Annotated in this window: 13 protein-coding genes and 1 tRNA gene; 9 read left to right on the top strand and 5 right to left on the bottom strand. The window is 64.4% G+C overall.

Features of this window, described 5'->3' with window-relative positions; genetic code table 11:
• Window positions 1–288: 288 nt before the first annotated feature.
• Together GDN70_RS15615 and GDN70_RS15610 are read left to right on the top strand one after the other, a co-directional pair.
• A complete protein-coding gene (locus tag GDN70_RS15615) occupies window positions 289–1,647 on the top strand; it encodes a hypothetical protein (protein ID WP_028141162.1) in 1,359 nt (452 codons plus the stop codon).
• A 352-nt stretch (window positions 1,648–1,999) separates the two neighbouring features.
• Window positions 2,000–2,230 (top strand): hypothetical protein, encoded by a 231-nt coding sequence (locus tag GDN70_RS15610; RefSeq protein ID WP_038949924.1) that lies wholly within the window; start codon window positions 2,000–2,002, stop codon window positions 2,228–2,230.
• A 305-nt stretch (window positions 2,231–2,535) separates the two neighbouring features.
• Here the strand turns inward: GDN70_RS15610 and GDN70_RS15605 are convergent, their stop codons facing one another.
• The 3 genes from GDN70_RS15605 to GDN70_RS15595 form a co-directional block, all read right to left on the bottom strand.
• Window positions 2,536–2,862 (bottom strand): nuclear transport factor 2 family protein, encoded by a 327-nt coding sequence (locus tag GDN70_RS15605; RefSeq protein ID WP_028141163.1) that lies wholly within the window; start codon window positions 2,860–2,862, stop codon window positions 2,536–2,538.
• A gap of 489 nt (window positions 2,863–3,351) precedes the next feature.
• Window positions 3,352–4,107: an alpha/beta fold hydrolase gene (locus GDN70_RS15600; RefSeq protein WP_028141164.1), complete on the bottom strand. Its 756-nt coding sequence runs from the start codon at window positions 4,105–4,107 to the stop codon at window positions 3,352–3,354.
• A gap of 114 nt (window positions 4,108–4,221) precedes the next feature.
• The gene (locus tag GDN70_RS15595; protein WP_028141165.1) at window positions 4,222–5,358 is read right to left on the bottom strand and encodes a hypothetical protein; all 1,137 of its coding nucleotides are present in this window, start codon (window positions 5,356–5,358) and stop codon (window positions 4,222–4,224) included.
• Between the two features lie 308 nt (window positions 5,359–5,666).
• On the opposite strand from GDN70_RS15595, the gene GDN70_RS15590 reads away from it, so the two are divergent.
• Both GDN70_RS15590 and GDN70_RS15585 read left to right on the top strand, forming a co-directional pair.
• The gene (locus GDN70_RS15590) at window positions 5,667–5,912 is read left to right on the top strand and encodes a zinc-finger domain-containing protein (protein ID WP_007602543.1); all 246 of its coding nucleotides are present in this window, start codon (window positions 5,667–5,669) and stop codon (window positions 5,910–5,912) included.
• Between the two features lie 19 nt (window positions 5,913–5,931).
• Window positions 5,932–7,134 carry an FAD-dependent monooxygenase gene (locus GDN70_RS15585; RefSeq protein WP_152102746.1) on the top strand — a complete coding sequence of 401 codons (1,203 nt, stop codon included), beginning with the start codon at window positions 5,932–5,934 and terminating at the stop codon, window positions 7,132–7,134.
• A 25-nt stretch (window positions 7,135–7,159) separates the two neighbouring features.
• Here the strand turns inward: GDN70_RS15585 and GDN70_RS15580 are convergent, their stop codons facing one another.
• On the bottom strand, window positions 7,160–7,588 hold the full coding sequence (locus tag GDN70_RS15580; protein WP_152102745.1) for a twin-arginine translocation pathway signal: 429 nt from the start codon (window positions 7,586–7,588) through the stop codon (window positions 7,160–7,162).
• Window positions 7,589–7,761: 173 nt separating this feature from the next.
• Here GDN70_RS15580 and GDN70_RS15575 point away from each other — a divergent pair.
• The 5 genes from GDN70_RS15575 (at window position 7,762) to GDN70_RS15555 (ending at window position 12,540) form a co-directional block, all read left to right on the top strand.
• Window positions 7,762–7,850, top strand: a tRNA-Leu gene (locus GDN70_RS15575).
• Window positions 7,851–8,182: 332 nt separating this feature from the next.
• Window positions 8,183–8,929: a class I SAM-dependent methyltransferase gene (locus GDN70_RS15570; RefSeq protein ID WP_152102744.1), complete on the top strand. Its 747-nt coding sequence runs from the start codon at window positions 8,183–8,185 to the stop codon at window positions 8,927–8,929.
• Window positions 8,926–9,792 carry a glycosyltransferase family 2 protein gene (locus tag GDN70_RS15565; RefSeq protein ID WP_028141168.1) on the top strand — a complete coding sequence of 289 codons (867 nt, stop codon included), beginning with the start codon at window positions 8,926–8,928 and terminating at the stop codon, window positions 9,790–9,792. Before GDN70_RS15570 ends, GDN70_RS15565 begins: the two co-directional genes overlap by 4 nt.
• A 22-nt stretch (window positions 9,793–9,814) precedes the next feature.
• Window positions 9,815–11,725 carry an asparagine synthase (glutamine-hydrolyzing) gene (gene asnB / locus GDN70_RS15560; RefSeq protein ID WP_152102743.1) on the top strand — a complete coding sequence of 637 codons (1,911 nt, stop codon included), beginning with the start codon at window positions 9,815–9,817 and terminating at the stop codon, window positions 11,723–11,725.
• A gap of 11 nt (window positions 11,726–11,736) precedes the next feature.
• A complete protein-coding gene (locus GDN70_RS15555) occupies window positions 11,737–12,540 on the top strand; it encodes a class I SAM-dependent methyltransferase (RefSeq protein WP_152102742.1) in 804 nt (267 codons plus the stop codon).
• On the opposite strand, the gene GDN70_RS15550 is transcribed toward GDN70_RS15555, so the two are convergent.
• Window positions 12,504–13,811 carry a hypothetical protein gene (locus tag GDN70_RS15550; protein WP_244625885.1) on the bottom strand — a complete coding sequence of 436 codons (1,308 nt, stop codon included), beginning with the start codon at window positions 13,809–13,811 and terminating at the stop codon, window positions 12,504–12,506. The genes GDN70_RS15555 and GDN70_RS15550 overlap by 37 nt on opposite strands.
• Between the last annotated feature and the right edge of the window lie 162 nt (window positions 13,812–13,973).

The following is a 13,973-nucleotide window of genomic DNA, read 5'->3' as shown; positions in this document are numbered from 1 at the left end:
TTTGCTCTTTGGGATTTGCTCTTTCGAGTGGGCTCGTTTTGCCCGCTCTATAGCATAGTTTAGGCGACGAAGTCCTGACCGGCTTGCCTGGGAGTGAACAGCGCCTTGCCCCGCGAAAGCATGCCAAGACGTTGAAACAAAAGATTTTTTTCGAAGCCCCCAAGCGGCAAGGTTGGCTCAAAGTGGTCAGAGTTTTGCCAAATTCAAGTCGGGCGGCGTCAAACTATTGGTGAATTCTCTCCCGACCGTTATTGCGAGCATGGTTCGGGGCGAGGACGGGGAGCAGATTTGAGCATCACCACCGATCAATTGCGCGGGCGCGCCGCGGATACGCTTTGGCTGCGTCTGGCGGCGGTGGCCCTGCCCCTCCTGATGATCGCGCCGGCGTTCTGGAACGGCTACCCGCTGTTGCAATGGGATACCGGCGGCTATCTGGCGCGCTGGTACGAGGGCTATCTCGTCCCGAGCCGCTCCACGGTGTTCGGCCTCTATCTGCACTATGGCGAAAGTTTTGGCTTCTGGATCAACCTCGCGGTCCAGTCGCTGGCAACGCTATGGCTGTTGCAGCTCACCCTGCGCGTGCTCTCGATGATGCAGACCTTTCGCTTCGTCGCGATCAGCCTTGGCCTGATCCTGTCGACCGCGCTGCCCTGGCTTGCGAGCATGCTGCTCACCGACATCTTTGCCGGCCTCTCGGTGCTGTCGCTGTTTCTCCTGGTCGTCGGCGCAAGCCGCACCTCGGCGCTCGAGAAGATCTCGCTGTTCGTCTTCACCGCCTTTGCCGCCGCCACCCACAGCGCCACGCTCGGCGTGCTGCTCGGTCTTTGCGTCGCGGGCTGGATCGCCCGGCCGTTTCTCAAGGAGCGCCTACCGCTGGCGGGATTGGCGCAGGCCAGCCTCAGCATCGTTGCGGGCGGCCTGATGCTGGTCTCGGCGAATTATGCGCTGTCCGGCAAGCTGGCCTGGACGCCCGGCGGTTACGGCGTCGCCTTCGGCCGCATGATGCAGGACGGCATCGTCGCGCGTTACCTCGACGACCATTGCCCGCGCGAACGCTACAAGCTCTGTCCCTATCGCAATGAGCTGCCGGCGACGGCAGATGAGTTCCTGTGGGGCAAGAGCATGTTCAACACGCTTGGCCGCTTCGAAGGCATGAACGAGGAGATGGGTTACATCGTCGTGCAGTCGCTCAGGGATTATCCGGCCTGGCAGGCCGGCGCGGCGTTGCGGGCGATGGGCCAGCAATTGCTGCATGTCGCGACCGGCGAAGGCACCAATGGCTGGATCCCGCACACCCGTGGCATCATCGAGCGCTACATCCCCGCGCAGGCCGCGCCGATGCGCTCCGCGCGACAGCAGAATTGGCAGCTCGACTTCACCGCGATCAACTGGCTGCACGTGCCGGTGGCGCTGGCCTCGATGCTGGCCCTGGTCGCGCTGCTCGGCAACGCGCTGGCAAACCGCCGGCTCGACGACCTGACGCTGCTGGCGGCGACCGTGACGCTGGCCCTGCTCGGCAACGCCTTCATCTGTGCCGTCATCTCAGGCCCGCACGACCGCTATGGCGCGCGGATGGTATGGGTCGCCACCTTCGTGGTGCTGGCGGCGCTGGCGCGGCGGTTTGGCGACGACGTCAAAGCGCCATGAGATTGGAATGAAGAGTCATCGCGCTTGGTTTCGTCCGAGCAGCGAACGCTTTCATCGAAAGCAACACCCGGAACTGACTTGGCGTTCAACAGCCTATCCGCGTCGGCAAAGAACCAGAGTCCGATAGCAGCCCCTGGGCGGACTCCAAGCACTCTCGAGCGACCCGCTTGCACGTCCGCTCGTGGGCCCCTTTGCCGACGTTCCAACCCGCCTCGAGCTGAGGTCCGGACTCCAGGATGCCGAAAGGTCAGCGCCCGGCGCCGGAATTCCCGCCCGTTCCCAGGAACAAAATTTAATTTATTTAATTTATTTAATATGATTTAATCGCTTTTACCCCTCTGGAGACACTGCAATGCCAGACCAAGACGACGACCGACGGGAATTCTTGAAGACCTGCGGAAAGTTCGCCGCCGTGACGCCGCCGACCATCACCCTTTTGCTATCAACGTCCCTCACGTCCAACGCGATTGCACAGTCTGGCGCGAGGGCGGTTCACCACGACCATCAGCACCATGGCAACAATGGCTGGGGCAATGGCGGCCGCGATGGCAGCCCCAACGGGAAGGACGATAGAGGCCGCTGAGCCGACGCGCGGCCTCCGGAAGGAGACACAATGCACCCCAGGCGCCGCGACGTAGATTGGCACTTCGCCTCCACGATCGTCTCGTTGATATGGCTAGTGATCTTGGCTGCCGCGCTCATAGCGGTGCTCCTCCGAGCCCAATCCTGAACGCACAGGCGAAAAGGGCCTCGGGAAAGCGAGGATCGCGGCTGCCGGAACCACAAATGGGTTACCACGTGTTTCCCGATCGAGCGGAAGGACCGTGTTCCCGGGAGAGGCACCAGCTCGCATCCCGTTGCCCGCGATGGCGGCTTTCCTATCGCACGTCAGTTTGAAGGTCCGCAGGTGTGCACCGCTACCTGGCCAGCGGCGTTGAACTTCAAGACCGCGCTGACCAGGCCTTCACGCACGACGTAAGAGATCAGCGCTCCCTCCTCCGCCTGCTGTAAGTTGTCGAGCTTCGACGCAGGATATTGGATCATCCGATCGACCCAATACGCGCGATGACCTTCGGGCCCTGTAATGGTCTTCGTGCAACCGCAACCGCAGACGATGACCGCATCTTCAGCGTACATCCGCAAGATCGTGTCAACATCGCCGGCGCGGTAGGCATCTAACCAATCGACCGCCGCGGCCATCGCGTCAAAGGACATACAAGCACCTCGATGCCAAAAATCGAGATTTGGCCGGCGTACCAGCCAAGTCTCTCTTTCGAGAATTTTGGTGTCCTCGCCAGGTTAGGACCATATGCCGAAAGTCATAGCCTCAACGGCAAGTGGAACGGTTGGACGGGTATCCTGTTTTCCCGCCGCCCATCCCCTAGGGCAACGCAGTCGGCCCGAGCTTGGAGCGGGAGGCGTTGATGAAGGAGTCTTGCGCGATCCTCTTCGCCCAACGGCTGAACGACCTCTCTTCCCGACTCTCAGAACTGGAAGATCTCCGCCTTCGAGTCGAAGAGGCGGAGCGACGCGCCCGGGCTGGGCATAGATTACAGTCGCCTCCCAAAATAGCCGCCTCACGCGGGGGGCATCTTACGTGCAAGCGCCCCGGGTTCGCGCGGACCTGAAGGGAGCGGACAGCCCCTTGTGATGGGACATTTCAGGATAGCGGGGCAACAACCTCCTGGCCTCAGACACCATGCCTCAGCCGCGGCGCGAGAGGAAATCCAGCACGCCGGTCTTGTAGACCTTGTCGCCGACCGCGCGCATGTGGTCGCGGTTCGGAATGTCGAGCACTTCGGAGCCGGGGATGATGGCACCGAGCGCGCTGGCACTTCCTGCGACGTCGTCGGTGGTGCCGACCGCGATCAGCACGGGCACGTCGATACGCGCAGCTTCGTCCCTCGTCATGAGGTCGCGTGTGCCGCGCAGGCAGGCGGCCAGCGCACGGCGGTCGGAGCGGGTCTGATCGGCGAACGCGCGAAAGGTGCGGCCGACGGGATCGGTGACGTCGTCGAGATCTGGCGCTTCCAGCGCCTTGGCGACGTTCTCGCCGGGGCCCGTGCCCTCGATCAGGCCGCCGATGCCGATGCCGCCGAGGATTGCCGAGCGCAGGCGCTGCGGCTCGTTGAGGGAGAGCCACGCCGCCATCCGTCCGCCCATCGAATAACCCATGATGTCGGCCTGCGGGATGGCGAGATGATCCATCAGCGCAAGCACGTCGCCGGCCATGGTCGGGATCGAATACTGCGCGGGCTCGTAGAGCTTTGCGCTTTCGCCATGGCCGCGATTGTCGAGCGCAATCACGCGGCGGCCGTTCTTGCGCAGCTCCGAGACCCAGGTCGGATAGACCCAGTTCACGTTCTTGCTCGAGGCAAAGCCGTGCACCAGGATGATCGGATCGCCCTCGCCTTCATCGAGATAGGCAATTTCAACGGCGCCGTTGTGAAAGCTCGGCATCAGCAGTTCCGTGGTGTTGTGGGGAGTGATTGATCTTAGAGCACGATCCGGCAAAGCGTGCAGCGGTTTTCCGGCAACATCATGCTCAAACAATAGCCTGGAGCGCCGCGCGCCTCACGCCGTGACGGCCGCGTTGGCCAGAGCAGCTTCCGCGGCGATCCGGGCACGGCGAAGCCGCCGCGCCCGTTTGCGATCGCACCAGGCCTGGGTCAGGCGCTCGGTGGTCGCCTTGATGGAGGAGAGAAGGCCGAACAGCGTCAGTGCCGCGCTGAGCAGCCAGAGCGCCAGATTGAACGCGCCGCCGATCAGCAGCAGGGCGCCCCGACCCAAAAGCTTCATGATCGCGCGCGTCTTGCCGCCTTGCGCTTCGGCAAGCCGCGCCGCGCGCGCGACATCCTTGGGACCTTCGGCGATGCGCAGCGTGTCCATCGCCCCGCGCGTGCCGGTCTTCTCGGCGACGCGCGTGACATCCTTGCCGAGCCGGACCAGCGCACCGGCCTTCTCGGCCCGGAACGCCGCCTTGATCGCGCTGACGGTCTCGCCCGGCCGCAGCACCGAGCCTGATACCACCGCATTCCGCAGCGCCGGCGTGTCGACGACCTCGCGCGCGGAACGGCCGGCCCAGACCGCCAGCCCCTCGCCGAGCCGCCCGACTTTGCGTGCATCCTTCACCAGCGTCAGTCCGGCGCGCACCGGCGCGGCACCACCGACGGACACGTAGGTTGCCGCCGTCACCGCAAGGCCGGCCGCCGCAAGCCCGAGCACGAGCCGGTCGGTGTCCTCGCCCATGGCAAGATGCTTGCCCTCGCGCACCACGTCCCTGATGTCGCCGATCACGAAGAGATCGCCCGCCACCGTCCCCGAGAGGCTCGCGACATCGTCGGCATTGCCGGTGACGAGGCCGGTGGCGAAACGTTTGGCGAAATGCGAGGTGGAGCTTTCGGCTTTGACCGCGTCATTGACGCGGCCCAGGAGGTCGTCGGGCAGCGCGATGTTGCGGTCGCGCGCGAGCGCGACAAAACTGTCGGCGAGATCCGCATCGCCGGCGGCGAGTGCGGCCTCGATGTTGTCCTGAACCAGATGGTCGTTCTGCCGCAGCAATGCATCGAGCTTCAGCTCGGAGAGCACGGCCGGATCATCCTGGGCGGCGAGGATCGCGCCGGCCTCGCGCGCGTGCGGTGCTACCTGCGCGAGCATGAAGCCGCACGCGGCGATACCGGTCAACGCTGTGGTGATTCGCAGCCACTTCATGTGGAAAAGCCCGGAAGTCCCTGGGATCCCTTGCGCCGGTCGATTCGTCATTCGGCGCAAATTTGCTCGTCCACAGACATAGTATGCCAAAATTGCGACACAACGTCCCCGACGAAAGAAGGGCTTCTCTCAGGCCTTAAGATTGTGTCGAATTTGCATGAGCAAATGAGCATGGGGCAATTGCGAACCTTTCGGTTCCGCTGGACTAGCAATCATCCACACCCACCAGTATGGTCCGCGGCGCCTTAAAGATGCCGCGTCAGTTCGTGATTGTGTCTGCCGCCATTGCCACTCCAGGATGAGTTACGATGTCCGACCATGTCGTCCCGCACTTCCATAACGATGCCGGTGTCCCCGTCATCGAGATCGGCTCGCAAGAGTTCATGTGCGTTGGCGCCAACCCTCCGTTCGACCATCCGCACGTCTTCCTCGACCTCGGCAACGACAACGAGATCATCTGCCCCTACTGCTCGACGCTGTACCGCTTCGCGGCCGATCTGAAGGCGGGCGAAGCCCGCCCGCCGGAATGCGTCCTGAAGGACAAGGTGGCCTGACCGTTTCCATCGGTCAGGGGTGGCGCTCTCCCGCACGATTGTCATCGCCGGTGCCGGCATCGGTGGACTGACGGCCGCGCTGGCGCTGGCAGCCCGCGGCTTCCGCATCGTTGTGCTGGAAAAGGCCGAGCGGCTCGAGGAAGTCGGCGCCGGCCTGCAACTCTCCCCCAATGCCAGCCGCGTGCTGGTCGAGCTCGGCCTCACCGAGCGCCTCAGGCTGCGCGCCGTCATCCCGGAGGCGGTCTCGATCATGAGCGCGCGGGCCGGCGGCGAGCTTTTGCGCATGCCGCTCGGCGAGGCAGCTTCGCTGCGGGCCGGCGCTCCCTATTGGGTGGTGCACCGCGCCGACCTGCAATCCGCGCTGGCCGGTGCTGTCGCCGATCATCCCGACATCGACCTCAAGCTGGGCGCGACCTTCGAAGATGTCGCGCCTCATGCCAAGGGGCTGACGGTGGTCCATCGCAGCGGCACGATCCGCCGCAGCGATCTCGCCAGCGCGCTGATCGGCGCCGACGGCATCTGGTCGACGGTCCGCCAGCATCTGTTTCCCGAGGTGCAGCCGCGCTTCTCCGGGCTGATCGCCTGGCGCGGCACGCTGGATGCCACGCAACTGCCAAAGGACTACACCGCGCGCCGGGTGCAGCTGTGGATGGGGCCGAATGCCCATCTCGTCGCCTATCCGATCGCGGGCGGACGCCAGATCAACGTGGTCGCTGTGTTGCCGGGCACCTGGAACAGGCCGGGCTGGAGCACGCCCGGCGATCCGCGGGAAGTGATGGACGCCTTCGCCGCGCCGCGCTGGCCGGCCTCGGCGCGCATGATGCTGGCCACGGTCGACAGCTGGCGGAAATGGGCGCTGTTCGGCGTGCCCGACGGCTGCCCCTGGAGCAAAGGTCCGGTGGCGCTGCTCGGCGATGCCGTGCATGCGATGCTGCCTTTTGCGGCCCAGGGCGCCGGCATGGCGATCGAGGATGCCGCGGTGCTCGCCCGGCATCTGAGCCTTGAAGCCGCCGAGAGCACGGCAGGCATCAGTGCTGCGCTGACGCAATACGGCCGTGCCCGTCAGGCGCGGGTGCGGCGGGTGCAGCGGACCGCGCGGCAGCAGGGCCGCATCTATCATCTCGGCGGGCCGCTTGCGGCCGCACGCGATCTTGCGATCCGCGCGCTCGGCCCGGACCGCATGCTGGCGCGGCAGGACTGGATCTACGGCTGGCGGCCCTGATGCGAAGCGCCGCCAGCGCGGCGCCTCAGCGGGACGTTTTCCCGGATTTCGAAGCGGGCTTGGCAGCCGCCGCGGGCGACAATTGCGTGGCAGGCGGGGTCGCCTCCGGCGGCGTTTCCCGGCACTTGTTGCGGCGCCAGGCGTCTTCGGCCATTTGCGCCGACCCGCGCACGGCAACATAGTCGTTGCGATAGGCGAGCTCGGACACCACGGCGCCACCCGTCCCGGTCTCCGCCTTCTCCATCAACCCCCGCAAATCGTCAGTGCGCTTGGCGAGCGACTTGCGCTCGGTCTCCAGCTGCTTGCAGTCGTACAATTCGTATTTGGCGGGATCGGCAAAGGCCGGCGCGACCGTCTCGCTCATGCCGGCGCAGCCGGACAGCGCGGCGCCGGCCGCAAGCAGCGCGAGGAGCGCGCCGAAGCCGCGCGGCGAAGTGGAAAACGAAGCAGCCATGCCGGATGAATAGTCCCCGTGGATTGAGAATGCCTAAAGCAACAACAGATGTCCGGATTGAGGCTTTGCCTTGTGCGCCCGGCTCGCTTAAGGAAGAACCGTCCCTCCGGGCTCGCAACGCGCCAATTCCAGACGGCCAGGATGGACTTAAGTGTTTGATCTCGTTGGATCAAGCGGGCATGGCGGAATTGGTAGACGCAAGGGACTTAAAATCCCTCGGTGCGCAAGCGCTGTGCCGGTTCGACCCCGGCTGCCCGCACCACGAGATTTGATGCTCCGCGATGAAGGCGGTCTACCCTCCGCTTCAGCTGAGCGATCATCGAACACGCCTCCGGTGACGTCTCGATCTGCCCAACAGCTCTGTTGCACGGCTTCAGCATCTGAAGATCGCCCTCGCCCGAGTCCAAGCAGCCGCTTCACCGAAAGCAGGCGACGGATCGATGATCGAGGCGGGATTTCAGCGCATCGAGCGCGCGTCGGAGCACATCATGTTCCTGTCGCACGAGCCGTCAACTTTAAGGCGATTGTGCTGCACATGTCCTTGAGAAATGTGGCGCTCGCTGCTAACCCGAGCGAGAACAAGGCGCAGGCTCCATGGCTCAAACCTCCTTTCCCGCCCAGTCCACGACGGAAGGCCTGAAAGTCGGGGCCGATACCTATTCGAGCGCAATCGCCGACGCGCAGAACTACATGAACTGGGTTATCGACCAGTTCCGTCCCTACCTGAAGGGTGCGATCCTCGAGGTCGGGTTCGGGCATGGGCTCTACAGCAGAGTGCTGGGCGAGCTGGGCGATTATTGCGGCGTGGACCACGACCGCGAAAGCGTCGAACGTGCCGCCAAGGCGATGCCCGATCGCAAGTTCGCCGTCTGCGACATTCTGGTCCGCGATCAGCTGAGTTCCCTGTTTCCCCAAGGCGTCGATGCGGTCTTCACCATCAATGTGCTCGAGCACATCGAGGATGACGCCACGGCGGTTGCCAATTTGGTCCAGGTGCTCAAGCCCGGCGGCCATCTCCTGATCAGCGTTCCCGCCCTGATGCTGCTCTACAACGATCTCGATCGCCTGGCGGGACACTGCCGCCGCTACACCACCGCGCGCCTCGCCAAGCTGCTCGCCGATCAACCGGTCGAGCTGGTCCGGCTGAATTACTTCAATCCGATCGGCGGGCTGGGATGGCTTGCCAATCGTCTGAAGCGGCATCATTCGCTGAACGATGCCGCCGTCAATGGGCAGATCGCCCTGTTCGACAAATATGCCGTGCCGCTGTCGCGGGCGCTCGATCCGCTCTCGCGAAGCTTCTTTGGGCAATCCGTCACCTGCATTGCACGCCGCTTATGATTTCAGTCGTCATTCCTGCGCTCAACGAGCGCAACGGCATCGTTGAAACCATTGATCGAGCCAAGGCGGCCCTCGACGGCGCTCAGCTCACTCCCTATGAGATCATCATTGTCGACGATGGTTCGGCCGACGGCACCGGCGAGCTTGCCGAACAGGCCGGTGCAAAGGTGCTCAGGCATCCCCACAACATCGGCTATGGCCGCTCGCTGAAGGATGGAATTCGCGCTGCGTCCTACGACACGATCGTCATCAGCGACGCGGATGGCTCGTACCCGATGGAGACGATCCCGGCGCTGGTCGCGCGCTTCAACCAGGGGTTCGACATGGTCGTCGGCGCCCGGACCGGGCCCAACTACCGCGAGTCGAGGCTGAAATCGCCGTTGCGCGCGATCCTCAAGGCGATCGTCGAATTCACCGCCAACCGCGAGATCCCCGACATAAATTCCGGCCTGCGCGTGTTCGGCCGGCAGGTCGCGATCTCCTATTTCGAGCATGTCAGCGACCTCTTCAGCTTCACGACGTCGCTGACGCTCGCCTACATGATGAACGCGAAGTTCGTCGACTACATCGACATCGACTACAAGGAGCGCATCGGCCGCTCCAAGGTGAACCTGTTCCGCGACTCCATTCGGACGCTGCAATACGTCCTGGAGGCCTGCACCTACTACAATCCGCTGAAGATCTTCGTGCTGCTGGCGATGATGTGCATGGCGCTCGCGCTGGTCTCGCTGATCGGCGGGATCATCCTGCAGGTCGTCAGCGCCTTCGTGCTGGGCGTCGGCGCGATCCTGCTCAGCATTCTCGTCGTCGCCATGGGACTGCTCGCGGTGCTGCTGAAGCAGATCATGAATCAGCGACCATGACCTCCCGCGGCAAGGGAACGCGATGTGCGGCATAGCGGGCATCTTTCATCGTGACGGTCGGCCCGCCGACGGCCGTGCGGTTGCGGCGATGTCGGCAGCGCTGGTCCATCGCGGGCCGGACGGCGAGAGCACCTGGCTGGACGGCCCCGTCGGCCTCGCCCACCGCCGGCTCGCCATCCGCGATCTCTCCGATGCCGGGCGCCAGCCGATGCTCGATGCCTCGGAACGCATCGTCGTCACCTACAATGGAGAGATCTACAACGATCACGAGTTGCGCAGCGAGCTCGAGCGATCGTTCGGCGTCCGCTTTCGCAGCACCTGCGACACCGAGATCCTCCCTTACGCGTATCTCGCCTGGGGTGAGGCGATGTTCGAACGCCTGGAGGGATTTTTCGCGATCGGCCTGTGGGATCGGCAGGAGCGCCGCCTGATCCTGGCGCGCGACGGCATCGGGATCAAGCCGCTGTATTATTCCGAGAACGGCAGCCGCGTTCTGTTCGCAAGCGAGATCAAGGGACTTACGGCGGGCGGAGACCTCGCCGCGCGGATCGATCCCGTGGCCCTGCATACCTATCTCGCCGCAGGCCATCCAGGGACGCAAACGAGCCTGTACCAGGACATCAAGCAGCTCCCGCCCGGCACGATGATCGGATTCACCGAGCGCGAGCGAACCGAGCGACGCTTCTGGCGGCCGGTGCGTGCGCCTGCGATCCGCGACCTCGACGAAGCCGTTGTCCGGCTGCAATCGACGATCGAAACCGTGGTCAAGAGCCAGATGGTGAGCGACGTGCCGCTCGCCGTGCTGCAGAGCGGCGGCATCGACAGTTCGCTGATCAGCCTGACGCTCGGCCGGCTCGGCTTGAAGCCGCCGCTGTTCACGGCCGGCTTCACCGAGAAAAGCCATGATGAAACCGCGGTGGCGCAGCAGATCGCCACCGCCGCCGGCCTGTCGCTCAACGTCATCGACGGGGAAGCGGGCGAGGATGCCGAGGCGTCGCTGCGGGCGGTGGTCTATCATTTCGACGGCCAATGCGCCGACACGGGCGCGCTGGGCTTCTATCATCTGGCTGGTGCGGTCCGCCGGCATTCCACGGTGGTTCTGTCCGGCGATGGCGGAGACGAGTTCTTCGCCGGATATGAGACCTATGCCGCGACCATGATGGCGGAGCGCGCGCGCCACGTCGTTCCGCGCGGCCTTGCCGGCCTGACCGGACGCCTCGCCTATGCGTCGGTGCGCGGCAACGAGAAGCGGCTTCCGGCAGCGGCGCAACTCGCCCGCTTCGCACTCGGGTTGGGCGAAGCCGGCAACAGCCCGCATCTGCAATGGCGGCGGCTCGTTCCCCGCTTTCTCGCCGAGAAGATCTATGACCGCGGTATGGCCGATCTTGCATCGACTGACCCGTTCGCGGAATACGCCGAATATTATTCGGAGCCGCATGACAACGTGCTGGATCGGGCGCTGATCGCGGACCAGCGCTTCCATCTGCAAAGCGTCCTCACCAAGGTCGATGCCATGAGCATGGCGCATGGTCTCGAAGTGCGCGTGCCGATCCTCGATCGACGGGTCATGGACCTCGCCGGCAGCCTCGATGTCTCGCTGCTTAATCCCTGGCCCAAGGGCGCACCGAAATATGTGTTGCGCAAACTCGCCGAGCGCCTGGGCATGCCGGGAGAGGCCGCATGGTCGCGCAAGCGCGGCTTCAACGTGCCGATCGCGCAACTGATGCGACGCGGTGGGCTGCGGCCGATCTGCGACCGGGTGCTCGACAGGGAGGCCGACGTTTTTGCGCCCTTCCTGAAACCGGAGGCGATCCGGCTGCTGTGGACTGCGCATCGCGAGGCCAGGAGCGACAATGCGTTCGCGCTGTGGCCGATCCTGACGCTGGGCATCTGGTTGACGGGGCTTGCGACCCCCTCGCCGCGCCGAGCGTAGGGAGCGGGCACATGCCGGACCTGAAGGACCAGACGATCAACGATTTCGGCGAGCAATGGACCGCGTTCCGCGAAAACCCCGCCTATTACGGCTCGGCGGACCTGCTTGCCGATCTGTTCGGTCCGTTGCTTTCCCTCGACGAGGTCAAGGGCAAGCGGATCGCCGATATCGGGAGCGGCACGGGACGCATCGTCAACATGCTGCTCGATGCCGGGGCGGATCGTGTCGTCGCGGTCGAACCCTCCGATGCCATGCTGGTCCTGAAGGACAACACGGCGGCCCGGGCGGAGCGCATCGACTATTTGCAGGCGCCCGGCGACCGCTTGCCGCCCGATCTCGGGCTCGACTATGTGGTTTCGATGGGGGTGCTGCATCACATCCCCGAGCCGGCGCCGGTGGTTCGCGCGGCCTATGATGCGTTGCGCCCCGGCGGACGCTGCATCGTCTGGCTCTACGGCTACGAAGGCAACGAGACCTATCTGTCGCTCGCGATCCCGCTGCGCAAGCTCACCGTGCTGCTGCCGCACCGGCTGCTGGTGGTGCTGTCGCATGGTCTGGAATGGGCGCTGACAGCCTATATCGGGCTGTGCCGGATATTGCCGCTACCGATGCGGTCCTACATGCGTTCGGTGCTGGCGAAGTTTCCGCGCAGCGTTCGCCGCTTGACCATCTACGATCAGCTCAATCCCGCCTACGCGAAATACTACACGCGCGCCGAAGCGGAGGCACTGCTGTCGGATGGCGGATTCGGGGATGTTCGGCTCTACCACCGCCACGGCTATAGCTGGACCGTGTCCGGCACCCGGCCCGCATGACGGGCGTCGAGCAGCAGGACCCAGAAGAACATCAGCGCGCTGAAGAGCTGGATGGAATTGTCCTCGGGGGAACTCCCCGTCACGAAGATCAATGAGGGCATCAGGAGACCGACGGTGAGCGCGGCGGCCAGTGCCCTGGCTGGAAGATCGACCAGCAGGATCGCGGCATAGAGCGCGAGCTCGAAGAAGGCATATTCCTTGAGGCGCGGCGAGCTGAGATAGAGCGCAAACATCGCCAGCACCGTGATGCGCATGGCTGCACGGGGGTGATCCATCAGCCAGCGATCCACTCGCGCAGGAAGCGAATCTCCCTCGTGCGCCGGGCGGCTCCCGATCAAGCGCAGGATGGACAGGGCGAACGGCACGAGCACCAGTGCGGTCACGGCGAAGGCATAGGTTGCGAAGATCGCCGGTTTGCTATCGATCAGGCCCACATGCCCCATCAGATCCCGCGCCAGCAGCAGCAGGGACGGATTGCTCTCGAACAGCTCGACGAGGTGCTGGTCCGGAATCTTTCCGGCCACCGCAAGTTGCCAGCTCGCGAACAGATCGGGGTATGCCAGCCGCGATATCAGGATCGGCAAGGCGAAGCTGAACACAGCCATCGCGATCAGCATCAGCTTGCGGCGGCGCGGCAGCGGCAGGAAGTACAGCGCGGCCAGCACGGGAAAGAACACCAGCTTGAACGACATCACGAGGCCGAGCAGCGCGGCGCCGGCGAGGTGCGACGGAAAGCTGCGGTCCTCTGCCGCTCCGGATGAGGGCGGAGAAAGCAGAAGCCTCAGCGCGATCGCGGTCAGCACGCCGCTCAGGATCGCGAAGTTGCCCGACGCCTGGACCCATTCGAAACCGACGAATGCGCCGAGCGCGCAGAGCACCCTGAGCCCAACGTCGCGAGCGCTCGGGCGCGCTCGGCCAAGACCGGGCACGCCAAGACCGGGCAAGCCAAGACCTGGCAAGAGAAGGCCGCAGAGCACGGCCAGCACGGGAAAGATAGTTTTGTAATGAGCGACCAGAATGCCATCCGCGCAAAAGGGACGGAAGGCCTCCAGCGTCACCGGCAGATAGGGGTAAGAGAGCTTGGTACCCTTCAGGTTCTTGACGAAGTAGGGATCGAGTCCGCCGGCATAGGCATCCACCGCCGCGCAATTGACGCGGGTGTCCCAGCCATATTTCACATCGAGCCCGACGTCGCTGGCGAGATTGCCGATCACCAGAAGCGCGGTCAGTGCGATCAGGCAGGCAAGCCAGAGGTTACGCCTCGAAGCCATGTCGGCCGAGGGCTCCAACCAACGTGCTGTACCGCTGACATCAGACACAATCGGATACCTTGTTTGGCCTGGTTTCTCTCGGCGCCGGCGCGGCGCCTCATCGATCGGCCGCCACAGTGGACAGGAGGCGTTTCCGTTTCATCCCGCCGGACCCGACCTGCC

The organism is Bradyrhizobium sp. TM102 (genome assembly GCF_009176685.1).
GTDB classification, from domain to species: Bacteria; Pseudomonadota; Alphaproteobacteria; order Rhizobiales; family Xanthobacteraceae; genus Bradyrhizobium; species Bradyrhizobium ottawaense.
Note: the sequence above shows the minus strand (reverse complement) of the source record. Positions and strands in the feature narration are given on the sequence as shown.